Origin of the sequence: Planktothrix serta PCC 8927, from assembly GCF_900010725.2 — a bacterium.
Classification (GTDB): domain Bacteria; phylum Cyanobacteriota; class Cyanobacteriia; order Cyanobacteriales; family Microcoleaceae; genus Planktothrix; species Planktothrix serta.
In genome coordinates, this window is sequence record NZ_LR734832.1 from 182,127 (window position 1) to 205,680 (window position 23,554).

At 37.7% G+C, this 23,554-nt stretch carries 20 protein-coding genes and 1 tRNA gene; 8 read left to right on the top strand and 13 right to left on the bottom strand.

Annotation, left to right across the window (positions count from 1 at the left end):
- Window positions 1–27: 27 nt before the first annotated feature.
- Together PL8927_RS03390 and PL8927_RS03395 are read right to left on the bottom strand one after the other, a co-directional pair.
- Entirely contained in the window at window positions 28–1,785 is a 1,758-nt protein-coding gene (locus PL8927_RS03390) for a hypothetical protein (protein ID WP_083617618.1), read from the bottom strand.
- Window positions 1,786–1,825: 40 nt separating this feature from the next.
- Complete coding sequence (locus PL8927_RS03395; protein ID WP_083617620.1) at window positions 1,826–2,776, bottom strand: ABC transporter ATP-binding protein; 951 nt, start codon at window positions 2,774–2,776, stop codon at window positions 1,826–1,828.
- A gap of 272 nt (window positions 2,777–3,048) precedes the next feature.
- Between PL8927_RS03395 and PL8927_RS03400 the strand changes: the two genes are divergently transcribed.
- Window positions 3,049–3,798, top strand: coding sequence for an RNA-guided endonuclease InsQ/TnpB family protein (locus PL8927_RS03400; RefSeq protein WP_083617622.1), 750 nt, complete (start codon window positions 3,049–3,051; stop codon window positions 3,796–3,798).
- Between the two features lie 40 nt (window positions 3,799–3,838).
- On the opposite strand, the gene PL8927_RS03405 is transcribed toward PL8927_RS03400, so the two are convergent.
- On the bottom strand, window positions 3,839–4,429 hold the full coding sequence (locus tag PL8927_RS03405) for a thioredoxin family protein (RefSeq protein WP_083617624.1): 591 nt from the start codon (window positions 4,427–4,429) through the stop codon (window positions 3,839–3,841).
- Window positions 4,430–4,567: 138 nt separating this feature from the next.
- Here PL8927_RS03405 and PL8927_RS03410 point away from each other — a divergent pair, with 138 nt between their 5' ends.
- A complete protein-coding gene (locus tag PL8927_RS03410) occupies window positions 4,568–4,972 on the top strand; it encodes an NIL domain-containing protein (protein WP_072720928.1) in 405 nt (134 codons plus the stop codon).
- 275 nt (window positions 4,973–5,247) lie between these two features.
- Window positions 5,248–5,553, top strand: coding sequence for a hypothetical protein (locus tag PL8927_RS03415; protein ID WP_156093083.1), 306 nt, complete (start codon window positions 5,248–5,250; stop codon window positions 5,551–5,553).
- A gap of 97 nt (window positions 5,554–5,650) precedes the next feature.
- Here PL8927_RS03415 and PL8927_RS03420 read toward each other — a convergent pair whose 3' ends face one another.
- Entirely contained in the window at window positions 5,651–6,190 is a 540-nt protein-coding gene (locus tag PL8927_RS03420; RefSeq protein ID WP_083617628.1) for a GIY-YIG nuclease family protein, read from the bottom strand.
- Window positions 6,191–6,358: 168 nt separating this feature from the next.
- Between PL8927_RS03420 and PL8927_RS03425 the strand changes: the two genes are divergently transcribed.
- Entirely contained in the window at window positions 6,359–7,018 is a 660-nt protein-coding gene (locus PL8927_RS03425; RefSeq protein WP_083617630.1) for a hypothetical protein, read from the top strand.
- 282 nt (window positions 7,019–7,300) lie between these two features.
- Here the strand turns inward: PL8927_RS03425 and PL8927_RS03430 are convergent, their stop codons facing one another.
- Window positions 7,301–8,317 (bottom strand): aldo/keto reductase, encoded by a 1,017-nt coding sequence (locus PL8927_RS03430; protein ID WP_083617632.1) that lies wholly within the window; start codon window positions 8,315–8,317, stop codon window positions 7,301–7,303.
- Between the two features lie 511 nt (window positions 8,318–8,828).
- Here PL8927_RS03430 and PL8927_RS03435 point away from each other — a divergent pair.
- From PL8927_RS03435 to PL8927_RS03445, 3 genes are all read left to right on the top strand, one after another.
- The gene (locus PL8927_RS03435) at window positions 8,829–12,794 is read left to right on the top strand and encodes a diguanylate cyclase domain-containing protein (RefSeq protein WP_197047300.1); all 3,966 of its coding nucleotides are present in this window, start codon (window positions 8,829–8,831) and stop codon (window positions 12,792–12,794) included.
- A 119-nt stretch (window positions 12,795–12,913) separates the two neighbouring features.
- A complete protein-coding gene (locus tag PL8927_RS03440) occupies window positions 12,914–15,709 on the top strand; it encodes a hybrid sensor histidine kinase/response regulator (protein ID WP_083617636.1) in 2,796 nt (931 codons plus the stop codon).
- 232 nt (window positions 15,710–15,941) lie between these two features.
- The gene (locus PL8927_RS03445; protein WP_083617638.1) at window positions 15,942–16,226 is read left to right on the top strand and encodes a hypothetical protein; all 285 of its coding nucleotides are present in this window, start codon (window positions 15,942–15,944) and stop codon (window positions 16,224–16,226) included.
- Between the two features lie 76 nt (window positions 16,227–16,302).
- On the opposite strand, the gene PL8927_RS03450 is transcribed toward PL8927_RS03445, so the two are convergent.
- From PL8927_RS03450 to PL8927_RS03460, 3 genes are all read right to left on the bottom strand, one after another.
- Window positions 16,303–16,375, bottom strand: a tRNA-Glu gene (locus tag PL8927_RS03450).
- 123 nt (window positions 16,376–16,498) lie between these two features.
- On the bottom strand, window positions 16,499–17,545 hold the full coding sequence (locus PL8927_RS03455) for a M42 family metallopeptidase (protein WP_083617640.1): 1,047 nt from the start codon (window positions 17,543–17,545) through the stop codon (window positions 16,499–16,501).
- Between the two features lie 123 nt (window positions 17,546–17,668).
- Window positions 17,669–17,866 (bottom strand): hypothetical protein, encoded by a 198-nt coding sequence (locus tag PL8927_RS03460; RefSeq protein WP_083617642.1) that lies wholly within the window; start codon window positions 17,864–17,866, stop codon window positions 17,669–17,671.
- Between the two features lie 76 nt (window positions 17,867–17,942).
- Between PL8927_RS03460 and PL8927_RS03465 the strand changes: the two genes are divergently transcribed.
- The gene (locus PL8927_RS03465) at window positions 17,943–18,554 is read left to right on the top strand and encodes a Uma2 family endonuclease (RefSeq protein WP_083617644.1); all 612 of its coding nucleotides are present in this window, start codon (window positions 17,943–17,945) and stop codon (window positions 18,552–18,554) included.
- Between the two features lie 71 nt (window positions 18,555–18,625).
- Here the strand turns inward: PL8927_RS03465 and PL8927_RS03470 are convergent, their stop codons facing one another.
- From PL8927_RS03470 to PL8927_RS03490, 5 genes are all read right to left on the bottom strand, one after another.
- Window positions 18,626–19,111 (bottom strand): hypothetical protein, encoded by a 486-nt coding sequence (locus PL8927_RS03470; protein WP_156093084.1) that lies wholly within the window; start codon window positions 19,109–19,111, stop codon window positions 18,626–18,628.
- 423 nt (window positions 19,112–19,534) lie between these two features.
- Entirely contained in the window at window positions 19,535–20,806 is a 1,272-nt protein-coding gene (locus tag PL8927_RS03475) for an S-layer homology domain-containing protein (protein WP_083617646.1), read from the bottom strand.
- A 250-nt stretch (window positions 20,807–21,056) separates the two neighbouring features.
- The gene (gene bioF, locus PL8927_RS03480) at window positions 21,057–22,235 is read right to left on the bottom strand and encodes an 8-amino-7-oxononanoate synthase (RefSeq protein ID WP_083617648.1); all 1,179 of its coding nucleotides are present in this window, start codon (window positions 22,233–22,235) and stop codon (window positions 21,057–21,059) included.
- Entirely contained in the window at window positions 22,225–22,455 is a 231-nt protein-coding gene (locus tag PL8927_RS03485; protein ID WP_083617650.1) for a hypothetical protein, read from the bottom strand. Before PL8927_RS03485 ends, bioF begins: the two co-directional genes overlap by 11 nt.
- A 65-nt stretch (window positions 22,456–22,520) precedes the next feature.
- Window positions 22,521–23,366 carry an ion transporter gene (locus PL8927_RS03490; RefSeq protein WP_083617652.1) on the bottom strand — a complete coding sequence of 282 codons (846 nt, stop codon included), beginning with the start codon at window positions 23,364–23,366 and terminating at the stop codon, window positions 22,521–22,523.
- Window positions 23,367–23,554 lie beyond the last annotated feature (188 nt).

The window sequence follows — 23,554 nt, forward strand, 5'->3', positions numbered from 1 at the left end:
GTTTTTCATTGTTCAGGGTGCTTTTATTCAGGAACTTACTAAGGCTTTTAATTCTGATTCTCCGGCTTTTTTTAACAATCGTGTGAGTTGCAAATTGCACAGAATAATTATTAATCCTTGACCCATTAAACTGATCAGAATTGAGGATGTTGTCGCTGAAGGGAGGGAAACAAAGGACAAAATAGACCACACATAAGCTCCTTCAAATCCGGGTTTAGAGTTAAACAGAATCGCAATAAAGAATGGAGGAAGAACCAACAGTGCTGATACCATAACTGTTGCCCATAGGGTTCGTTTTGGTGTTTTCATCATCATGATTAATTGAGCAATACTGGCACAAAGCAGCATAAAACTCAAATGTAAGGAAACCGCTAACAACATTTCCACTTTTATAGAGGGTTTAGCGATGAGCAGAATCGTTGTAACCCAAATGGTAGAAGCTATTAAAAGATTAATCAAAATGGCAACAATTGCCGGACTTTTCTCGCCCCAAACTAAATCATTTCCCAGGTCTATCCACCAATACTGTTTCCGTTCTTGTCGATATCGAACCCAATCTTGTAATGTTTGTCGTTGGGGAGAAAGAGACAATATTAAACCCAAAATCAGCAGAATATTACCGATAAAAATAGTAGCATAATGACTGGATACTAATTCAAACTGAGAGAGGGTAAACCCTAGGTTTAATAGGGTGAAACCAATCGTTAATAAATAGCTCTGTTTTTTACTTAAAGCCGGAAGATTAGGCTGATTATAGTTCCGTTTTAAAGCTTGCCAAATCCAATAGGTCAAAAAACCATAATTTAAAAGGGCTAATCCCAATAGAGAAACTCCATTTTCTCCCAGAGTTAATCCAAACCACTGTAATTGATTAATATTATCGTGACCGAAGGGAGAATTTAAGTCACTATTTCCTGTGCGATTAATTAAATAGCGGAGGAGACAGGTGGGAGAGAACATATTCAGCCAATTCCAACCATCATTGCTAATTGGTTTATTATTGGCAATGAGTAAAAAGGTGAAAATAATGCTACTCCCGACCCAAGATTGTAATCCATGTAACCAAGAACTGGTGGTAACTCCAACTAACAACGCAATGCTATAAAAAAATGCACAACTGCCTACAGTTAAACCATAAAAACTAAAAATTTCCAAGATGGAAATATTAGCGGAAATTCCAGCCCATAATTGATAGGGAATTGTCAGTAAAACTCCTAGATATAATAAACTGGGTACTCCCAATAATTTTCCGATTAAAATAGTCTGGGCAGATTGTGGACTTAATCGAATAAAATTCAGGGTTCCTCGCCGTTCTTCGGTGGCTAAATCATTAATGAGCATATAAGTTCCCAGAACAATTAAGCTGAAAACTGCTAAAACACTGATCCATATAAAAATATTCGTCCAGTAGTCCAAAAACCAACGATTAAAATCAATTAAATCAGTTGGACAGAGAGTATTTCTGAGTTTGTTAATTTCTTTAAGATTTTGTTCTAAAACAGAACGGTTTTCTCCAGTTGCTAAAGCATGAAGTTGATCTTGAGTCTTCCAATATTGTTGATCATAATTATGATATAATTGATTTTTAGTAGGGCAGTATCCACTAGCAATAGTGATCTTTTTCATCCCTGGAAATTTATCGAAAGTGCTAAAAAATAGAATCACTTGGCTGAGAATAGAAATTCCGATTGCCATCAGAAGATTACGAACTCGAAACCGACCTTTTAATTCTCGAACCAGTTGGGGATTCCACTGTTTAAATAGATTGAAAGATTGAATATTCATGGCTATTAATCCTTAACAAAGTTGAAAGAGACGAGTGCTTTTAAGACGCTTGTTTATGTCCGAGTTTTAAGAAAATGGATTCTAAGTTTTCTTGAACTCGATTAAATTTGCTGAGGGGAATTTCAGCAGAAATGAGCGATCGCAATAAGATTGCAGAATCTTTTTCTGTTCCCGAAAATTGAACTTTAACCTGTTGATTTCCGGGTAAAATTTCCCAACTCTCAACCCCAGAATGATATTTTAACTCCGCGATTAGTATATCCATTTTACCCAAAGTCGAAATAAAAAGATGCTGCACACTCAAACGTTTATACAAGTCCTGTATCGAGGCACTTTCAACCAGATATCCCAATTCCATAATCCCAATACAGGTGCAAAAATCCTCTAAATCGCTTAAAACATGGGAAGAAATCACAATTGTCATTCCGGCTTCATGTAAGCTTTTAATAATCTCTCGAAACTGCATTCGAGCAATGGGATCTAAACCAGAAACTGGTTCATCAAGAAATAGCAGTAAAGGTTCATGAATAATTGTGCGTCCTAAACTTAATCGTTGTTTCATACCCCGTGAAAGGGTGGAAATTAAACTATTACGTTTGGGGGTTAACTGCACGATTTCCAAGACTTCATATAATCGTTGAGTGCGTCGAGGTTCGCGTAAATAATACAACCGCGCAAAATAATCTAAATAATCCCAAACGGTGAGATCATCATACAGGGGAAAATCATCGGGTAAATAACCTAAATGTTGTTTAATTTTGGGGTTTGTATGATCCCGTGATAACGCTTCTCCATTAATATAAATTTCCCCCATTGTCGGTTCTTCTACAGTAGCTAATATCCGCAATAAAGTTGTTTTTCCGGCTCCATTTGGCCCAATGAGTCCATAAACTTCACCCATTGGGATTTGTAAATCTATATCATTAACCGCCAGATGGCGATCAAATCGTTTTGTCAGTCCACGAGTTTGAATTGCAAGGTCTTTCGCCATTTTGGTAGGAAAAAAAGGGTGTGAAGTTGTAACTTAGACTTCCCCTACAATAACCTCTAGCCGATTTACGGACACAAATATTAATTATTGGGGGTTGACAGTTGACGGTTAACGGTTAACCGTCAACTGTTAACTTATAAGACAAGTCTGGGAGATTGAAAACGAGCGTGTCTTCAGACCTGAGATGAAAATCGACTCAGGGGAAATTATTTCCCGTGAACATTTCTTCGATCTATGCTAATATTATTGTAGGTCGAAACAAGGAGATTTTCATGATAGTTCTGGAATACAAAGTTAAAGGCAAACCTAATCAATATCAAGCGATTGATCAAGCAATTCGCACTACCCAATTTGTTCGCAACAAAGCGATTAGATATTGGATGGATAATTCAAGAGAATTAAAGATTGATAGATTTGCTTTAAATAAATATTCCACAACTCTCAGAAATGAATTTCCCTTTGTTGCTGACCTAAACTCAATGGCAGTCCAATCCGCATCCGAGCGGGGGTGGTCTGCCATTAGTCGTTTTTACGACAATTGTCAGAAAAAGATTTCGGGTAAAAAAGGATATCCCAAATTTCAAAAAGATTGCCGTTCCGTTGAATACAAAACATCGGGATGGGCATTGCATCCAACCAAAAGACAGATTACCTTTACCGACAAAAATGGGATTGGTAAACTTAAATTGTTAGGGAAATGGGATATTCAATCTTACAATGTTAAAGACATTATCCGACAATGGATAGAATATTTTGCAGCTAAATTTGATAAATTAGCAATTCCGGTTGCACCCCATTACACTTCGCAAAAATGTTCTAATTGTGGGGTAATAGTGAAAAAATCTCTATCAACCCGCACCCATGTTTGTAATTGTGGATGTGAGTTACATAGAGATACAAATGCTGCAATTAATATTCTAAATCTTGGTAAACAAGCTAGGGGAGGGCATCCCCGAAGTAACGCTAATGGACTAGAAACCTCTACTCTTCTTGGGGAAACCCTGGTCGCAGCACGTATCTAGGTTGAAGTTAGAATCGAGCGCGTCTTCAGACCTGAGAGTGTCAATTTACTTGAGCACCATGAGAACGGGGATCGGAGGTGCTAGATTTATCTAAAGTTAGGGGAGAATTAAAAGCAGAAACTTGACCGCTTGCTTGGGTGTAGGGGAGGGGATTTTCTGCAATTAAAGCGTCTAAATTTGCTTCTAGGATATTGCGAGGAATTTCACCAATTGTTTGAGCAATTGTTTCGGCTTTTTGATTCAAATAAACAAAATGAGGAATACCATCAACCCGATATTTAAGAAGTTCTGGCAACCATTTACTATTATCTACATTCAACATCACAAAATTGAGTTTTTCAGCATACTGTTGTTTAATTTCATTTAACTCTGGTGCCATTGCTTGGCAACTGGTACACCAATTCGCATAAAATTCGATTAAAGTGGGTTTACCATTACTCAATGCCACATCAACAGGAATTGATGCTTCTGCAAGTTGGGGGAGAGAAGTTGAGGTGGCGTCTGTTCGCACTCCCAAGAAAACCGCGACACTAAGGATAACGGCGGCGATGACAATTAAAAAGTTTCTAATGCGTTTGGCTAAATCAGAAGGTGATGTTGGGGTTGTTGAAGGCAAGGGATTTTCGTTCATGTTCATATAGTCAAAGATGATCATCATTGATTATTTTAGTTTAACGAAATTTTGTAAAAAAATCCTTAAAATTGCTGTAAAATAGAAACATAAATTAAGCCTAAAAGCAATAATTTCCCTGTTCCCTGTTCCCTCATTATGAAAAAACGAGTAACTTTAACTTTTCCTAAACGTTCTATTCAGATGCCGATCACTTATCGTTTGGCTAAAGATTTTAATGTGGCGGCTAATATTATTCGAGCTCAAGTTGCCCCCAATCAAGAGGGAAAATTAGTGGTAGAATTATCAGGAGATATTGATGAACTAGAAGCCGCTATTGAATGGATGCAAACTCAAAATATTGGGGTTTCTTTGGTAGGACGGGAGATTTTAATTGATGAGGAAAGTTGTGTTGATTGTGGATTATGTACCGGGGTTTGTCCTACAGAAGCGTTAACACTGAATCCAGAAACGTTTTATTTGACGTTTACCCGCTCACGGTGTATTGTTTGTGAACAATGTATTCCCACCTGTCCTGTTCAGGCGATTTCTACTAATCTCTGAAAAGGAATTCAACATAAAACTTTAATTTTTTTTCTCCTAATGTTTCAATGAAATCAGAACAAAAACTTACAATTATTACTTGGGTTTCCTTCGGATTACTTCTCATTACTTGTCTCCATTTTGGTTGGTTTTTATTTCAATCTAGTTCATATTTTTTAATTTCAGCTATAATCTTAGTCTTAATTTGGTTAATGGATTTATTCTTTACTATGCCTATTAACCTGTTTCAAGGGGGAGTTTTAAAGTGGATTAGATCGGATCTAGGAACATTTTTTATGATTGTGTTCTTCTCAATTTTGGGTGTATTTATTGTCACTTGGTTACAGATATCAATCAATATTTTATTAATGCTTTCAGCTACGGCTTTAGCTAGATTAGAATTGCAAACCTCCCGATTTAACAATTGGCCCGCTTTTATAATTTTATCTTTATTATCTACCGTAGGTTTAATCCTAGGATGGGGATTAAATTATTATTTTTCTGTCGATCATTTAGCATCAAAATTTTGTTTACCTTTTGATTTAGGATGTATTGAAATTCCCTATGGTGTAGATATCCCCAATTATCAAAAAGAAAAATAGTTCATCAATTCAAAAATTAATTTTAGGGTGCGTAAGCAGGAGCGCACGCACCCCTTAATAGGTTAAATTGTTGAGAATGACAATCGCCCTCTATCTTTTATTTTAAATCCAATAATCCCTTACTTTTAAGTTTAGGATTAAAGCGAATTTCTTCTTGTAAACCGCGCATTTTAAGTTCAGCTAAAATTTGTTCTTCTACCCGACGCGACACTTGTTTTAACAGTTTTTCTTGACCAATTTCATCGGTTTGTTGATAAGCTATTTGTTCTTCATCGGTCATCAAAGGTTTAACTGAAATCGGATGATTCCAGAGAACTTCATCCTGGCTATTTCCCAGAGGAATTGAACCATTTTCAGCAATCCAAGCTGCTTTAATCGTTTCTAAAATTGTTCGACTCGGACGAGTAATAGTTTCTATTTTCAGCCAATAGCAGCCTTGATTTTGACGGATAAAATGTTGTTTCAAACCCAGATAAATATCTCTGGAATATCCCACATATTGTAAAATCTTTTCTTGATTAAAAATGGCATAAACCCCAATTTGACCCTGAAGGGATTCCGGGATTTTACCATTTTCATCCAGATAGGGGATATAGTCTAAACTATTAAGGGGAGGAATTTCGGTTGGAGTAGTCATTGATGCAAAACACGCTTTTTCCCTGATTTTAAAGGGTTGAGTGCCAATTGTTGACAATTAGAGGCTAAATTTTTATGAAGCAAAATTCCATATTCTTGATTTCAATTGTTGATTGTTGGGGAATTTGAGTTAGCATGACTCTAGGATTGTATTAAGTCAGCAACGACCATGCAGAATAGTGAAGAATCATCAAAACCGTCACGCAACCCGGTCGATGGGTGGAAGTTAGCCGAGTATGTTTCAATTGCGGGAACCGCAGTAGGAACGCTGATTGCTGCATGGTATCAGCAAATTGTGTTTGCGGGAACACCCCTAACCTTTGCGTTGATCTTGAATATTATGAATCGTCAACGGTTTGAACAATATATGCGTCAAACGGTCGATGCTGCGGTTACAGATGTTCAAGGGGTCGTACAATCGTTACATGAGCAAATGCAAACCTTACCCCCGGAATCGAATGAACTTGATCCAATTACGGATGTATTGACGGAGTTACAACGGGTGACTCAACATTTAGAAAAAAATGCGCTGCGACAAGATGATTGGGAAGTGATGAATGTGCGGTTTAAGTTAATGCAAGAAGCTATAGATGAATTGAAAACATCAATAGAGACTTCTGCACCTGATTTGGAAGGTAATGATCAACAAGCATTAACAACCGCTTTAGAAGCATTGGTTAATCAATCTGTTACAGATTCAGCTACAATTCACACACAAATAGATCAGCTTTCTCAGCAAGTTAATACCTTACAAAAGGAACAACAAACTTTAATTAAACCTTATCTAAAACGTTTAGTTCGCGCTGTTCAAGCACTGCAAAACCGTTAAGAAAGCAGGGGACAGGGGGACAAGGGGAGCATTGAAGAAGAGAGGGGCGGGTTTAGTCAGATAAAAGCGTAAGAATTGAAGATAATTACAGAACCCGCCCCTACATTTTGTTGTTGAAAAAATCCCCTCGCATTTGAGCAATAATCAACAATTAAACCGTAGGGGCGGGTTCCGAGACGAGCTTTAATGATCAGTAATTATCTCCCTAAACCCGCCCTTTCTTTCTTTCTTCTGCTGGCTTCCCCGACACCTGAAACCCGACACCCGACACCTGTTAACAAATTATCGATATTCATCCCCACAATCCCCGATAATTTCCATTAAATCATGGGATGGGGAAAGAACGGAATTAAGGGCTTGATAATCTTCGGGATCAAGACTAAATTCAAAGACTTTTGCATTGTCTTCAATATGTTCAGAAATTCCTAATCTTGTTCCTACCATTGTTCCGGCGACGGTGGGTTGTTCTAGGATATAACGAACGGCGATATTAGGAATAGTGACGTGATGTTTTTGGGCGATCGCATTTAAGGTTATTAATAAAGTTTGAAATAAATTCCATCCTCCCCAAGCATCAATCATATTTTTATATTTTTTCAAGCTGACGGTTTCTAAACCTAATCTATTAGGTTCAGGTTGATCGAGATATTTTTCTGATAAAAATCCGCCACAAACAACACCATAGGGAAGTAATTTAATATTGTGAGTTTGACAAAATTCGGTCATTTTAGCTAAAGGACGACGATCAATCAGGGAAAACTGGACTTGATTGGATACTATTTTAATCCCATTTTCAACAATAATTTTTAAATGTTCGGTGTCAAAATTTGTTAAGGCTAAATGTTTAATTTTACCTGCGGTTTGCAACTCTGCCATATAATGTAAAGCATCTAAATAATTTTGATCCCGATAATCCCACCAATGAAATTGCAATAAATCCAGACAGTCTACCCCCATTCTTTGACGAGAAATATCAATATTTTTTTCCACAATACTTTTAGTCATTTTACCCGGACGAGGAACCCATTTGGTAAAGGCTTGAATCTGGGATAACGCCTCTTGTCCGCGAGTCGCTATCAATTGTCGTCTAAACTCACCGATAAAATCCTCAGCAGGGCCATAATGATCGGCGAGATCCCAAGTTGTATATCCCGCATCCAGATATTTAAACATACTCTCGATGGCAGCTTTAGTATCAATGCGTCCGTGAGCACCAGAAACTTGCCACATTCCATTTAAAAGGCGGCAAATATTCAGGTCTTCTGTGAATTGAAATCGGCTGGAAGCGGGTAATTTCATGCTCTACTGCTCCTGTACTGAATTGTTATAAATATAACACAAAAAGTAGAGAATTAAAGCCGATAATTCAGGTTATTTAAGAATTTTATTGAAAAAATACGAACTCTAAAATTGATTAGGCCGAGCGCTCGCCAAGGATTGTGTTAATCTAGGGTGTAGAAAAATATCAAGGCTTTTTTACTTTTTGATCTGTTGAAATAGATGGAATCCCCTGGCTTTAGCGATGGGGAGGATGTCAAAGAACTATTAATGATCAAGTCAACAACCCACCACTGACCTGAGTTATTGTTCATTGGGGGCTTGAAATACAGCCCGATTTGACCCGTCTAAGTCCTGATTAACTGCTTAGAGAATGACCACTCTTGAGGCGCAACGGTTTCCATTTCTGGAGATACTTATGCAACATAGACCCCGACCCCCGTTCCTCGGATCACGAATCGGAGTAACGATATAGCGAAAGTCTCTAGAGGGAAGAAAAATGATTTCGATCACCAAAATATCCCAATCAACAATGCAATCTAATTTACTGATTGTAACATCAGATACGCCCAGTATAGATGCCATTAACCTCATGAATGAAAGGGGTGATGACTGTGTTTTAGTAATTGACCAACAACAATTAATCGGAATTGTAACCGAACGAGATATTGTTCGGACAATTGCGGCTGGAATCCGTTTTGATCAAGTTCCAATTACCACGCTCATGACTCCTAATGTGATCACTTGTCAGGAATCAGAAGCGAAGGATTCTTTGCAAGTGATTCAAAAATTTCATCGCTATCGAATTCGCCATTTACCTATTATCAACTCCCAAGGAGAAGTTGTTGGAATGATTACCCCAAAACAGATTCGGGAGTATCTTACCCCTTACGATCTTCTGAAATTAAGGCGGGTTGAGGATGTGATGCAAATTCGGGTGATTCATGCACCCCCAACAACTTCTCTGAAACAGTTAGCGAACTTGATGACAACCTATCAAGTTAGTTGTATTGTAATTACCCAATTACAGAATCAAGAATTGATTCAACCGATTGGAATGATTACAGAACGAGATATGGTGCGATTACAACAGTTAAATCTGAATTTTGAATCGACCTTAGCAGAAAAGGTGATGAGTTCACCCGTGATCGAAATTCAAGCAAAACAGTCTTTATGGTCAGCCCATCAACAGATGCAACAGGATCAAATTCGGCGTTTAGTCGTGACAACAACAGAAGGAAATTTAATCGGAATTGTCACTCAAAGTCATATTTTACGGGTTCTTGATCCAGGCGAATTACTAGAAACAATTGATATTTTACAACATACCTTAGATCTGCAAACAGGACAACTTAAACAGGAAATGCAACTGGTACAGAGTTTAGTTCAACAAGAAGCCCGTTATCATCGCTTACTCGATAGTTTTCTCGAAATAGTCTGTTGTTATACTGTTAAAGGAACCTTAACTTTTATTAATCAAGCAGGTTGTCAATATTTGGGTCAGTCTGCTTCCGAATTACTCGGACAAAATATTTTTTCTCGGCTTCAGGAACACGAGCAAAACCTTTGGCGAGATCAAATGATTCATTTATTAGAAACCCACGAAGAAACCCTAACCTATCAGTATGTTATTGGGGAGGAATCCAATCAACAAAAGTGGTTAGAATGGACGGTACAGGTAATTCCAGATACCACAGGACAAAACACCGAATTTCAAGCCATTGGTCGAGATATTACCAAACGTAAACAAGTTGAACTTCAGCGACAACAGGATATTACCGAACTGATGACCTGGAAACATCGTTATGAATTGGCGGGTCAAGCGAGTGGTCAAATTTTCTGTGAATGGAATTCAGCCAAAAATCAGATGACCTGGGGTGGAAATACCCCTGAAATCTTAGGCTATTCTCAAACAGAATTACCCCTTCATTTAGAGGGTTTCTATCAGTTAGTACATCCCAACGATAGAGAACAACTTAAACAACAAGTGCAACAATTAATTACAACTCAATCTCCCTGTTTAATGGAATATCGACTGCGACGTCGAGATGGTGTTTATATTTGGGTAGAAGATAGAAGTCAATTCATTACCCATACTCAGGAAAATGACTTAATGTTAGTGGGATTTATTCAAGATATCACCTCCCGAAAACAAGTTGAAGCCGCGTTACGTCAATCAGAAGCAGAACTGCGGGCTGTTTTTGGGGCGATGTCGGATTTAGTCTTAACTTTAGATGATCAAGGACGGTATCTGAATATTATTACGAATAATCCCCAAATTCTGTATCAACCCGCCGAACAACTGATCGGAAAAACCCCCCATGAAATATTTCCGAAATCCCTCGCGGATCAGATATTAGAAACGGTGCAAAAAGCAATTCAAAGCCAGACTACTATTCACCTTGAGTATTGTTTAGAAATTGCAGAAAAAAATACTTGGTTTTCTGCTAATATTTCTCCTTTATCTCCATCCTCTGCTGTTGCGGTAATTCGAGATATTAGCGATCGCAAAGAAGTACAAGAAGCCTTACAAGAAACAAATTTAGCCTTAGCAGAAGCTCAAAAAATGGCTCATTTAGGCAGTTGGTCTTATGATTTGATCACCCAACAAATTCACTGGTCAGAGGAAAGCTTTTCTATTCATGGGTTAAGTCCTGATCAACAGGTTCCCAGCTATGAAGAATTACTAGAAGTTTTTACCCATCCCGATGATCGAGAACTGATTCGTTATCGCATGGAACAAGCGATTAACAATGGCAAACAATTTCAACAGGAAATTCGGATTTTTTGCCCCGATGGTTCTCTCCATTATATCTTAATTAAATGCCAACGTGTGATTAATGAACAAGGGCAAATTATCCGGCTATTTGGAACTTTATTAGATATTACTGAGCGTAAACAAATTGAAGAAACCCTGCGTCAACTGCTCAAACGAGAACGAGTCGTTACGGAAATTACCCAACGCATTCGCCAGTCGTTAAACCTGGAAGAAATATTGAATACTACCGTCCTAGAAATTCGCAAGTTATTGCAAACCGATCGGGTTTTAATTTATCGATGTGAACCCAATGAAACAGCAACAGTAATTGTACAATCTTTAGGTGTGGAGTGGATCTCACTTTGGGGTCAACAAATACCCAGCATTTATTTAACTCAAGAACAATGTATGATTCCCTTTAGTCAAGGATGTCTTCATAATATTTCTGATATTTATATTGCTAATCTCAAAACCGATCAGTTACATTGGTTAGAACAGTGTCAAGTTCGAGCCTGCTTAGGGGTTCCGATTATTGAAGGGGAAGTTTTATGGGGATTTTTAATGGCTCATCATTGTGCTTGTCCGCGAGAATGGGCCTATTGGGAATTGGATTTACTCGAACAATTTGCGGCGCAAGTTTCAATTGCTATTCATCAAAGTCAATTGTATGAGAAAACTCAACAACAAGCCCAACGCGAAAAGGGATTAAGGCGAGTGATTCAAGCCATGAGTCAGTCCTTAGATTTAGAAACTATTTTCTCAACAGCAACCTTTGAAATCGGTCAGTTATTAAATGTTGATCGGGTATCTATTGCTCAATATCTTGCTGATCAAAACCATTGGATTATGGTAGCAAGTACCACTCAAAGCTTAGATATTCCTGATGCTATTGGTATCATGATTTCTGATGAGAATAATTTAATTTCAGCCCAACTCAAACAACAAAAAGTGATTCGGATTTCTAACTTTCAAAACGATGGAACTCAACCCCTAAATCAGAATTTTGCAGAGATGAATTCTGGTGCTTTATTAATTGTTCCCTTGTGGGTGGGTTCTTGTATTTGGGGAAGTTTGAGTTTATATCGTCATCATCAAACTTGGATTTGGCAAGATCCAGAAGTCGAATTAGCTTGTACTTTAGTCGAACAATTGCAAGTTGCAATTCAACAATCTCAACTCTATCAACAATTACAAATTGCCAATAAACGCCTAGAAGGTTTAGTGATGATGGATGGACTAACTCAGGTGGCAAATCGACGTCGATTTGATGAATATTTAACCCAAGAATGGAAACGAGCCACACGAGAACAGCACCCTTTAGCATTAATTTTTTGTGATGTCGATTACTTCAAAAACTATAACGATCAATACGGTCATTTAGCCGGGGATGAATGTTTAATTAAAGTTGCACAAGCGCTTGATGGCTCCGTTCGCCGACCTGGGGATTTAGTTGCACGTTATGGTGGAGAAGAATTTGCAATTATTTTACCTCAAACCTCCATCCCCGGAGCCGTTCAAGTGGCTGAAATTATCACTGAAACCCTTAAGTTTCTTCAAATTCCCCATGAGACATCGCTGATTAGTTCACACTTGACTGTAAGTATGGGAATTGCGAGTTTGATTCCGGCTTTGAATTCCTCTCCTCAAGTTTTGATTGAAGCGGCGGATCAAGCCCTCTATCAAGCGAAAGCACAAGGCAGGAATAGTTATATTGTATATATATCCCCTGAATCTGAGTGACTCCTGATTCCCCTCAAGTCTGTCATTAGTCTCCCCCTAGTTAGATGCTGTATATAACGTGAGCAATTTGACAAAATTCAGCAACCCTCGTTAATCTAGCATCCACTCTTGTCTTGAAAATGCCTTCTTTTTTAAGTCGTTATTTAGTGAAAGCTTGTAGAAAAATTCCATTACGTTATGTTTTGGTCGTTCCTTTTTCGATGTTGATTTTTAGTTCCGTTGGCTTGGTAAGTTGGCTATCTTTTGAAAATGGACAAAAGACCGTCAATGATTTAGCCAATCAATTACAACTGGAAATTAGCGATCGCTTGGAACAACATCTAAATACTTATTTATCGGTTCCCGTTTCTATTAATCAACTCAATCAACAAGCTATTCAATTAGGATTGTTAGATATTCATAATTTTGAAACCACCGGAAAATACTTTTGGCAACAATTGAAAATTTTTCCGAATGTGGGTTATATTAGTTTTGGCAGTTCCACAGGGGAATTTATTGGTGCAGGTCGATACCCTGAAGGTTATCAAGAAATTAGTGAAACCTCTTGGAAACGAACAAAAGGAAAAAGTTTTTCCTATACAACAGATACTCAGGGAAATCGAATTCAACCTGCCTATGATATTGCAGATCGCTATAATTTTAAAGCAGAATCTTGGTATGCTGATCCGGTGAAAGTCGGTGACGCAGTTTGGAGTCAAATTTACAATTGGGAAGGCTATCCTCAATATATTTCTATTGCTTACAGTCAACCCCTTTATGATCAAAATAAAAAATTGATTGGAGTATTAAGTGTTGATCAACAATTATCTCAAATTAGTGATTTTTTAAAAAACATAAAAATTAGTTCATCGGGCAAAACCTTTATTTTAGAACGCAATGGATTATTAGTCGCAAGTTCTAGCAATGCTCCGTCTTATCGTTTAGTTAAAGAACAAGCTGAACGGATTAAAGGGACGGAAATTCAAGATGATTTAATTCGTTTAACAAACCAATATTTATTGAACCATTTTATTGATTTAACTCAAATTCATCAAAAAGAAAACTTAAGTTTTAATCAAAACGGTGAGAAATTTTTTGTTCATGTCACTCCTTGGCAGGATAAAATAGGTTTAGATTGGTTAATTATTGTTGTGGTTCCCGAATCGGATTTCATGCAGCAAATTAATCAAAATACACGCACAACTATTTTATTAAGTATCGCTGCTTTACTGATAGCAACTCTGATGGGTTTAGTCACTTCTCGTTGGATTTTGGTTCCTTTGGTTAGTTTGAAAGAAGCCGCGATCGCTTTTTCTCAGGGAGATTTTTATCAAAAAATTGAGCTAAATCGTTCAGATGAAATCGGGATTTTGGCTACAACCTTTAATCAAATGGCACAACAGTTAAGGGATTATTTTATAACTTTAGAAAAAACAAACACAGTATTAGAAGAACGAGTCGAAGAACGCACATCAGAACTGAAACAAGCAAAGGAAATGGCAGAAATTGCTAACCGGGCTAAAAGTGAATTTCTGGCACGGATGAGCCACGAATTACGAACTCCATTAAATGCTATTTTAGGGTTTACAGGAATATTAAATAACCATCATACTCTTGAACCTGAACCCAAAGAATATATCCAAATTATAGGTCGTAGTGGAGAACATTTATTATCTTTAATTAATGATGTTCTCGATATGGCTAAAATTGAATCGGGTCATATTTCCGTTAGTCCTAGTAGTTTTAACCTCTATCATTTGTTAGATTTAATCAGACAAATGTTACAATTAAAAGCAGAATCTAAAGGGATAAAATTAATTATTATTTGTGATAAGAATATTCCTGAATATATAGAAACAGATGAGAAAAAGTTACGCCAAATTTTAATTAATTTATTGGGAAATGCAATTAAGTTTACGGATTCTGGCTCTGTGACTTTACGAGTTAAAAGACGGTTAAATTGTAATTCCGATTCCTTAGAAAAAATTACCTTAAACTTTGAAATAGAAGATACAGGTGTTGGCATTGAAGCGGATCAACTAGAAAATATTTTTGAAGCTTTTATCCAAACAAAAGCCGGACAAAAAGCTTCAGAAGGAACGGGTTTAGGATTATCCATTAGCCGACAATTTATTCAACTGATGCAAGGAGAAATTCAGGTTAAAAGTACCCTCGGAAAAGGAACAATATTTTATTTTAATATTCAAGCTAAATTAACAGAAGAACTAGATAGTTATCAATTCAATATCCAAAATAAACCTGTGATTGGAATTGCCAATCCGACTCAAATCTATCGGGTTTTAATTGCGGATGATCGGGAGGAAAATCGTCAAGTTTTGCGAAAATTTTTAGAACCCATTGGATTTGAAATTCAGGAGGCACAAAATGGAGAGGAAGCGATCGCAATTGCCTTAAGTTGGTATCCTCAATTAATCTTAATGGATATGAATATGCCAATTGTCAACGGATATACAGCCACTCAATCTATTAAATCTCAATCCTTAGAACAAGACCCCGTTATTATTGCAGTTACAGCCAGTGTTTTTGAAGAAGAAAAATTAAAAGTTTTAGCAATTGGATGTCAAGATTGTATTCACAAACCTGTCCAACAACCCCTCCTATTAGAAAAAATTGCTCACTATTTAGGAATAGAATATCAATATCCCGATGATCAAGAAAAGACGATTTTGTCTGAATCTAAATCTGAACTCGGTATCAACCCTTCTGATTTGAACGAGATCGGTTTAGATTTGATTTTACAACTATATGAAGGTGCAGTTCAACTCGATGATCGGTTACTTTTTGAAGTGCTAGAGGAAATTTCGACTGATCATAGTGAGTTAACCCAAACCCTTACTCGTTTAGTTCATAATTTCCGGTATGATGTGATTGTGGATGTGACAACCCCCTTCCTCTCTGAATCCTCTTCCGTCTAAGGAAAAAAAATCAGATGGAGAAAGGGTATTCATCCCCCTAACCTCCTGAATATTTATTCGTAATTTTGGATACAATTTTTTTTAGATAAATTTGGCATTATATAATTACTCCCTATAACTTAACTGATCCTGTTGATCTTTTTAACCTTTGTTCTGTCATCCTTTGGAAGTGGTAAATACCGCCCCACTTCTCAATATCTCCGTTAAAATATAACCTAGCGGTGAAAAAAACATGAATCTCAATATGATGTTGGAATCTCCAAAAATGCTCCTCAACTTTCAAAAAAAAGCTTATGATAGTTGGGTAGCAAATTTCGGTTTTAATCCCAATTCGGTTAATCCCTTTGATTGGGCTGAAAAAACATTGACTTTACAACAAGACTTGATCCAAGAAAGTCTCAAAGAAACCCTAAAAGCCCAAGAAGTCATCTCCCAAACAGCGATTTTAACTCAACAACAACTCTGGGATAACTATTTTGGCACGTTACAAAAAATGGGAATTGAAGTGATTCGTTAATCCTTCTCATTCTTCAACTTTCCAAAAAATAAAGCTTGAGGTTAACAATTAATCTCAAGCCTTATTTTTGATTTAGTACCCCCAACGAGATTCGAACTCGTGTCGCCTCCGTGAAAGGGAGGTGTCCTAGGCCTCTAGACGATGGGGGCTTGCGACTCTTGACATTTAGCCTTTGCTTTATTTTGGCATTGGATTCGTGTCTTTCACCTTTATTAATCTAGCCTATATCCCAATCGATGTCAACCCTTTTAGATTTTTTTTTTAGAGAATTTTTAAAGAGGGCTGAAATCCTGCTCACAAAAGGCTTGTAGGATTTTAATACAGTTAGCGATCGCCCCCAAATGGGCAATTTCATAACCGTGAGTGTTCTGAGTCGGAAACCCCAGACAAGCCGCCCGCGCTACATGGCCAAATTTCATCGCAATGGAAGCATCACTACCAAACCCACTCAGGATCGTCAGTTGTAACGGAACTCCGGCGCTGGTTGCCGCCTGTCGCAATTGGCCATTTAACCCCTCATCATAAATGCCATAGCTATCCTGGGACAGCAACACGGGTTTTTCATCCCCTGTAACCGGATATTCCGGCGCTAGAGGGCAAATTTCTAGGGCTATTAACGCTTCTAAAGTTTGTCTTTGAGTAAAATATAGCGCTCCAATTGCTCCAACTTCCTCCTTAGCAGAAGCAACTAAATACACATCTATTGGTGGGTGTTTTACCGTTTCTGCTAATCCTAATAAAATCGCAACGGAAGCTTTATTATCAAGGGTATAACTGGCAATATAATCTTTCAGGCGGATCGGTTTTTTCCGGTGTTTCCCAACAACAACTCTAGTCCCAGGTCGAATTCCGGCTGCTTCTAATTCTTCCGGGTCGCATTTGGTTTCGATCCAAGCATCTTCCCATTTTAACGCTTTTTCTTCTTGGTGAATTTTTTGCGGAGATTCATGGGAAATATGACGAGAACCAAAGCTAAGAATTCCGCAAATTGTTTGATGATCTCCGATTAAATCAACAACGCCTTCCCCATACACCCAAGGAAATGAACCTCCTAATTTTCTAACCGAAACTCGTCCATTATCTTCCAGGGTTTTAACGATCATGCCAATTTCGTCTTTATGGGCGGTAATAGCGATCGCTCGTTCTGAATTTTTACCCGGAATTTTAGCAATAATATTATCAGCTTGATCTCGCCAAACTTCCACACCCAGTTGAGAAAATCGTTCTAATAACCATTGATTGATTTCACATTCCATTCCACTCGGAGAATGTTGAAAAACTAAATCTTCAATCGTTTTAAATAAAGTATTATAATCCATTGTTGAGCGTTGATCGTTGATCGTTGACCGTTGACTGATTACTGATTACTGATTACTGATTACTATTTATTCCCTATTCCCTGTTCCCTGTTCCCTGTTCCCTGTTCCCTGTTCCCTATTAAGCTAATTACTGATTACTGAAGTTGGTTTTAATAATAATGCCACAATTAGGGCGGGTGTTCCTCCAATTAATCCGATGATTAACCATCGGGGATAACTACGTCCTTTTTGTTGAGCTACAAAAGCCGCGATCGCACCAATAACACCATGAAGAATTGCCAGACTGAAAATCATAGCAGGGTTAGTCAATAAATTAAGCATTTTACAGTACAATAATATCTAACACTATCATACAGGATAATTAACCTATTTTTTACTCTTTACTTAAAGGGGAATTATGATTTCTCAGTTACAAACCCGCTATTACACACCCGAAGAATATTTAGAACGGGAAGAACAAGCCAACTACAAACACGAATATCGAGACGGAGAAATTGTCCCGATGACTGGAGGAACAACCAATCATAATAAAATTGCTCTAAACATTGCAGCTTACCTAAAATTTGCGCTCCGAGGACAAAATTATGATGTTTATATTGGGGATGTGCGGTTGTGGATACCCCGTTATCGTCAATATACCTATCCCGATGTCATGGTACTTCAACGTCCTCCCATTTATAGTGGAATAGGAACAACAACCGTGATCAACCCCATGTTAATTACTGAAGTTTTATCGAAATCAACACAAAATTATGACCAAGGCGATAAATTTACTTATTATCGTTCCATTCCCGAACTCCAAGAATATATTTTAATTGCTCAACAAGATTATAAAGTGATGCAATATGTTAAAAACGATAGAAATCAATGGGTTTTAACCGAATATGAAGGAGAAACATCAGAGTTTAAAGCAGCGTCTTTGGAGATTAACTTTAACTTTAGCGAACTCTATGAAGGCGTTAATTTTGATCAACAAGAGCCCTCAAATTATCCAGAATTACCCGAATAAAATAAATCGGATTTCTGGTTTTTAACTTCAGAAACCCGATTTTTATTCAAAACAATGATTCAATTTAAGGTTTAATCCAAAAATCCCATTAAAGTGACTGGATCATCAATATCATTATTCGCAATAGGACGGTTCATCACCATTGAGGTAATTTGCAAATGACTGGCTTCAATAGGACGATTTGCTAGGGCTCCCACCGCATCTTCTAAATGAATGAACGCCACATCATTAGGAGTATTAGATTTAAAAATTGGACGATTTGCTGATAACATCCCCGCAATTTCAAGATGGCTATGTTCAATGGGACGGTTCATAAACGTCATCGTTGAAGCAACTTGAATTTGAGTCGGTGCTGTATTGGCTTGAGAGCCTTTTTTTCCAGGCTTGTCCACAATATCTAACTGATTTTCTGAGATCATATCTATAGTTTGTTCGTTTTCAACAGTGTCTACTTTAACCTGATCTGCTTGAGTTTTATTATCTTGATTTGAGTTTGCTGTTCCACTGGTTCGCTTCCCAGCATTCCCCCTTTTGGGTGTAGATGAGCTAACTGTCATAGGGTGAATTCAGAATTTATACTTAACCCTGCTATGAATTTCATCACTGAAATTATCCTAACCTTTCACGCAATTAAGGGCATAATTAAGGACGGGTTAGGTGTTAATTTTGGATTAAAGCTAGATAAATTATAAAATAAACTGGATCTTTAGTAAATACCACGTTGAGAAAAATATCTTTTTGTCATAATAAGTAAAACTGTTGACGGTTGGCTGTTGATGGGCGAGAAGACCCATCGGTGTCAACTTCAGGCTAAAAGTAGGCGATCAAACCCGAATTCACGCGCTATCTGATCTCAAGTCAATGATCCCCCCTAACCCCCCTTAACAAGGGGGGAATAGGAGATCAAAGTCCCCCTTTTTAAGGGGGATTTAGGGGGATCAGATCTCNGAAGGTAACTGTATTATCGGTTTTTCCTGTTGTTAATTTTGAGTTGGAGTTGAGTCAGTTAATGCTTCTTGAGCAGAAATTCCTTCTCCTTGAACTCCAAAATACCAAAGGGTGGCTGCGGCTTCGGCGCGAGTTACATTTTTTTTCGGTTGAAATAGGGTTGTATAGCCAAAAACGCGACGAATATTAGAATTATCTCCATTATTATAGTCTTCTAAAATAGCAGGTAAAGCTCCCACATCAATTTTAGAGGTATCCTTAAAACTCCAACGTTCTTTAACTGCATCAACACTGGCTTTTGGTAGTGCTTGGCGAGTATCTAAAGGCACTTTCCAACGAATTAAATCTTCACGGGTTAAACTAGAGTCGGGGCGAAATTTCGTAACAGTATTATCTCCCGATAATGGACTGGGAATTAATCCCGCTTCGGCTAATCCTTGAATTTCTGCAAAATTAGGATGGGTGGTCGGAACATCTGTAAATACAGGTTGACTATTCGCAACGGCTAGACGAATTTGTTTGGCAGGATTATCTGTATATAATGTGTTATTAACATCTACAATCCATCGGGCATATTGACTGCGTGTAATTTTACCATTCGGATCAGGTAATATTCCTGTTTCTTGAGAGTTAGGGGCTTTAAAAATACCCAATCTTGCCACATCAGATACTAAGGAACTTAACTCTTTGGGAACAGAATTATTATCCGGTTTTTCTATATTAGGAGTTGGGGTAGCTGTGGGAGATGGAGACGGTGTAGGAGACGGAGACGGGGTAGGAGATGGAGAAATAGCCGTTTCGACTGGAAGGGGTTGATAACGAATTTGAAAATAGGTTTTTCCGTCTGCTGTAGGATTAGGTTGTTGAGCAATTGTTACTTTTAAATTATCTTTTTCGGCACTCAGATCATCGCTATTATTAGTTGAATTATCTGCAATTTCCCAGTTTTTCCCGGTTAATTCTTTTTGATAAAAACTCTGAACTACATTACTCGGATCTGTTGTTTCCCAGAGGGTAATAACGGCTGTTGAATCTGGGGTTGGAGGCATCACCGCCTGTAAAGTTGCATTAGGATAGGGGGGAATTTCTGAGGGAAAATCGCCGGGAAGTTCAACCGGAGGAATGGAAGGTTGAGGGTTTTCAACGGGTGTTGTTGTGGCTTGAGGTGAGGGGGAATTTGTTTGTAACTGCGGATCAGCTTTGAGAGAATTTTCTATAGCTTTCCCGGTGGGACTATTGGCGCAGGATGATAGGGAAGCGATTAAACTAAGAGTTAAACCCGTCAATAGAATAATGTGTTTCATTGATATAGCAGGGAACAGGGAACAGGGAACAGAATTAATACTTTTGCCAATTTGATGATCACTTTTAAATTATGACAACTCCTTTAGGACTTTTATAGTTCAGCTAATTCTTTCATTCTAACAAAAATTTGGGCAAAAATGGGGATAGGATTTTAATCGAAGTTGTCAAGGTGCAGGGTAGGATTAGCAAAGAAGGATATGGGTATCACATCCCGTCTTCCTGCTTTCACCTTTTCCCCAATCAACTTTTTTAAACCGGAATCACCTCTGCTAAAATTTCAACTAATTTTTGCAACTGTATGGAGGTATGAGTTGCCATTAAAGAAATCCGAATGCGACTGGTATTAACCGTAGGGGGACGAATAGCGGCTGCAAAAATTCCCTCTTCTTTGAGTTGATTTCCGATAGTTAATACGGTTGCTGCACCTTTAATGGGAACGCAAAAAATCGGGGAAAGAGTATGAGAAATAGGCAGATTAAATTGCTCCTGTTTCTCTTTAAATAGGGTTTCTAAAGTTTTAACATTTTGCCATAATTGTTCTCGACGTTGGGGTTCGATTTGTACAATTTTAATGGCTTCTAAAGCGGCGGCGGTATCAGCAGGACTTAAGCCCGTTGTATAAATCCAACTAGGAGCCCGATTTCTTAAAAAATCAATCAATTCCGCAGATCCAGCAACATAACCGCCTAAACTTCCTAACGCTTTGCTGAGGGTTCCCATTTGGATTAAAGGTTCTCCGGTACAATTAAAATACTCTACACATCCGGCTCCGGTTTTTCCAAAAACTCCGGTTCCATGAGCTTCATCCACTAATAGCATACAGGAGAATTCTTCAGCCAAATCCAATAAATCTAGTAAGGGACATAAATCTCCATCCATACTAAATACACTATCGGTAATGATCAGTGCTTTGCGATAAGGAAGACGATTTTGTTCCAAAAGTTTTCTTAACTGTTCAAGATTATTGTGTTGATAGTCTAACACTTTTGCGCCACTCATTTTCGCTCCATTTTTGAGGCTAGAGTGGTTATGTTCATCGGATAAAATTAAATCCCGTTGTCCCACTAAAGCTGCAATAGTTCCAATATTGGCTAAATAACCGGAACTGAAAACAAGGGCATCTTCTGTTTGTTTGAAAGCAGCGATCGCTAATTCTAAATCTCGATGCAGTTGGCGGTGTCCCGTTAACAACCTAGACCCGGTTACACCCGTTCCAAATTCTTGAGTTGCGGCAATTGCAGCATTAATTAATCGTTGATCTCCTGTTAATCCTAAATAATCGTTACTGGCAAAATTAATCAAGGATTTCCCCTCGATAATAATCGTAGCACCCGCTTGACTTTCTACCGTTTGAACAGAACGATACCAATCTACTTTATGAATTGTGGTCAGTGCTTTTTCAATCCAAGCGTAAGCATCATTGATCATGTTGAATATCGGAAGAATAGGGTTGACTAATTTCGGCACTCTTGCCTCGAACAGGGGGTAATTTATCGACTAACCCCAGATCAAACGCAATATCGGGTAAATCTCCAGCAATATAATGTCCGGGTTCAAAAATGCGACTAGGAGTAAAACAAAGTTGACGGAGTTCAACCACTTCAGTTGGTTCAAACATTCCTCTAAATAGTTTTCGTTCCAAACCCATGAACAGACTTCCCTTAATTTCCTTAAACTGATATTAAACATTTTAAACCATAATTGCCAAGTCAATTAATGTTCAAGATCAGAGGGATGATGGGAAGGTTGATCAATCGGTTTTCCACAGTGGGGACAAATTTTAGGAAAAAGAATTTGATTTGACTTTTTATTAGCTGTGATTACTTCAGTAAAACCCGACGCAATCAGCCCCGCAGGTAAGGCAAAAAGTCCGATGCCTAATAATGCTAAAATTCCTCCTAAGACTTTTCCTAGAGGGGTAATCGGATAAACGTCTCCATAACCCACTGTTGTTAAAGTAATAATTCCCCACCACATCGCCGCCGGAATATGGGGAAATTTATCGGGTTGAGCTTCATGTTCTACAAAATAAATTAAGCTAGAGGCAGAAATTAATAAAAAAATCACAATATTTAATGTTAAAATTAGTTCCTCCTGACGCAGGCGAATGACTTGAGTTAAGATTTTAATCCCACGAGAATAACGACCTAATTTTAAAAGTTGTAAAAATCGAATTAATCCAAATAATTTTACGCTTCTAAAATCCGCGCGATTATAGGGAAAATAAAAAGGTAAAACAGCGATTAAATCGATAATAGCTAGGGGAGTTAATATATATTGGAGTCTTCCCCAAATCGGATGCTGATATTTTTCAATACTTGTACATGACCATACCCTTAATAGATATTCTAAAGTAAAGATACTTATGGAAAATCGGTTAAATGCAATAAACCAAATTTTATAAGCTTCAAAAATTTCTTCTATAGATTCTATACAAGCAGCCAAAGTATTTGATATAATTAAAAAAATCAAAAAATATTCACAAACTCGGCTGAAAGTTTGTTTATGTTCTTTTGCTTCTAAAATCAGAAACACACGGCGCTTAAATTTTTTAGCCATACAATCCTATATTAGTAATCAGGGAACAGGGAATAGGGAATAGGGAATAGGGAACAGGGAATAAATAGTAATCAGTAATCAGTAATCAGTTAATATGAAATAGGCAACAGTCAACGGTCAACCGTCAACCGTCAACCGTTAACCGTTTCATGCCAAGATAGAGTATTAAGTTCAGTTAATATCATCTT

Coding starts and splice junctions, on each gene's coding strand:
- PL8927_RS03430 (WP_083617632.1), bottom strand. CDS start 8,317: ATGAAATTACCCGCTTCCAGCCGATTTCAATTCACAGAAGACCTGAAT.
- PL8927_RS03415 (WP_156093083.1), top strand. CDS start 5,248: ATGATTGTGTTCTTCTCAATTTTGGGTGTATTTATTGTCACTTGGTTA.
- PL8927_RS03475 (WP_083617646.1), bottom strand. CDS start 20,806: ATGAAACACATTATTCTATTGACGGGTTTAACTCTTAGTTTAATCGCT.
- PL8927_RS03420 (WP_083617628.1), bottom strand. CDS start 6,190: ATGACTACTCCAACCGAAATTCCTCCCCTTAATAGTTTAGACTATATC.
- PL8927_RS03470 (WP_156093084.1), bottom strand. CDS start 19,111: ATGACAGTTAGCTCATCTACACCCAAAAGGGGGAATGCTGGGAAGCGA.
- PL8927_RS03465 (WP_083617644.1), top strand. CDS start 17,943: ATGATTTCTCAGTTACAAACCCGCTATTACACACCCGAAGAATATTTA.
- PL8927_RS03490 (WP_083617652.1), bottom strand. CDS start 23,366: ATGGCTAAAAAATTTAAGCGCCGTGTGTTTCTGATTTTAGAAGCAAAA.
- PL8927_RS03455 (WP_083617640.1), bottom strand. CDS start 17,545: ATGGATTATAATACTTTATTTAAAACGATTGAAGATTTAGTTTTTCAA.
- PL8927_RS03425 (WP_083617630.1), top strand. CDS start 6,359: ATGCAGAATAGTGAAGAATCATCAAAACCGTCACGCAACCCGGTCGAT.
- bioF (WP_083617648.1), bottom strand. CDS start 22,235: ATGATCAATGATGCTTACGCTTGGATTGAAAAAGCACTGACCACAATT.
- PL8927_RS03395 (WP_083617620.1), bottom strand. CDS start 2,776: ATGGCGAAAGACCTTGCAATTCAAACTCGTGGACTGACAAAACGATTT.
- PL8927_RS03390 (WP_083617618.1), bottom strand. CDS start 1,785: ATGAATATTCAATCTTTCAATCTATTTAAACAGTGGAATCCCCAACTG.
- PL8927_RS03410 (WP_072720928.1), top strand. CDS start 4,568: ATGAAAAAACGAGTAACTTTAACTTTTCCTAAACGTTCTATTCAGATG.
- PL8927_RS03485 (WP_083617650.1), bottom strand. CDS start 22,455: ATGGGTTTGGAACGAAAACTATTTAGAGGAATGTTTGAACCAACTGAA.
- PL8927_RS03460 (WP_083617642.1), bottom strand. CDS start 17,866: ATGCTTAATTTATTGACTAACCCTGCTATGATTTTCAGTCTGGCAATT.
- PL8927_RS03440 (WP_083617636.1), top strand. CDS start 12,914: ATGCCTTCTTTTTTAAGTCGTTATTTAGTGAAAGCTTGTAGAAAAATT.
- PL8927_RS03445 (WP_083617638.1), top strand. CDS start 15,942: ATGAATCTCAATATGATGTTGGAATCTCCAAAAATGCTCCTCAACTTT.
- PL8927_RS03405 (WP_083617624.1), bottom strand. CDS start 4,429: ATGAACGAAAATCCCTTGCCTTCAACAACCCCAACATCACCTTCTGAT.
- PL8927_RS03435 (WP_197047300.1), top strand. CDS start 8,829: ATGCAATCTAATTTACTGATTGTAACATCAGATACGCCCAGTATAGAT.
- PL8927_RS03400 (WP_083617622.1), top strand. CDS start 3,049: ATGATAGTTCTGGAATACAAAGTTAAAGGCAAACCTAATCAATATCAA.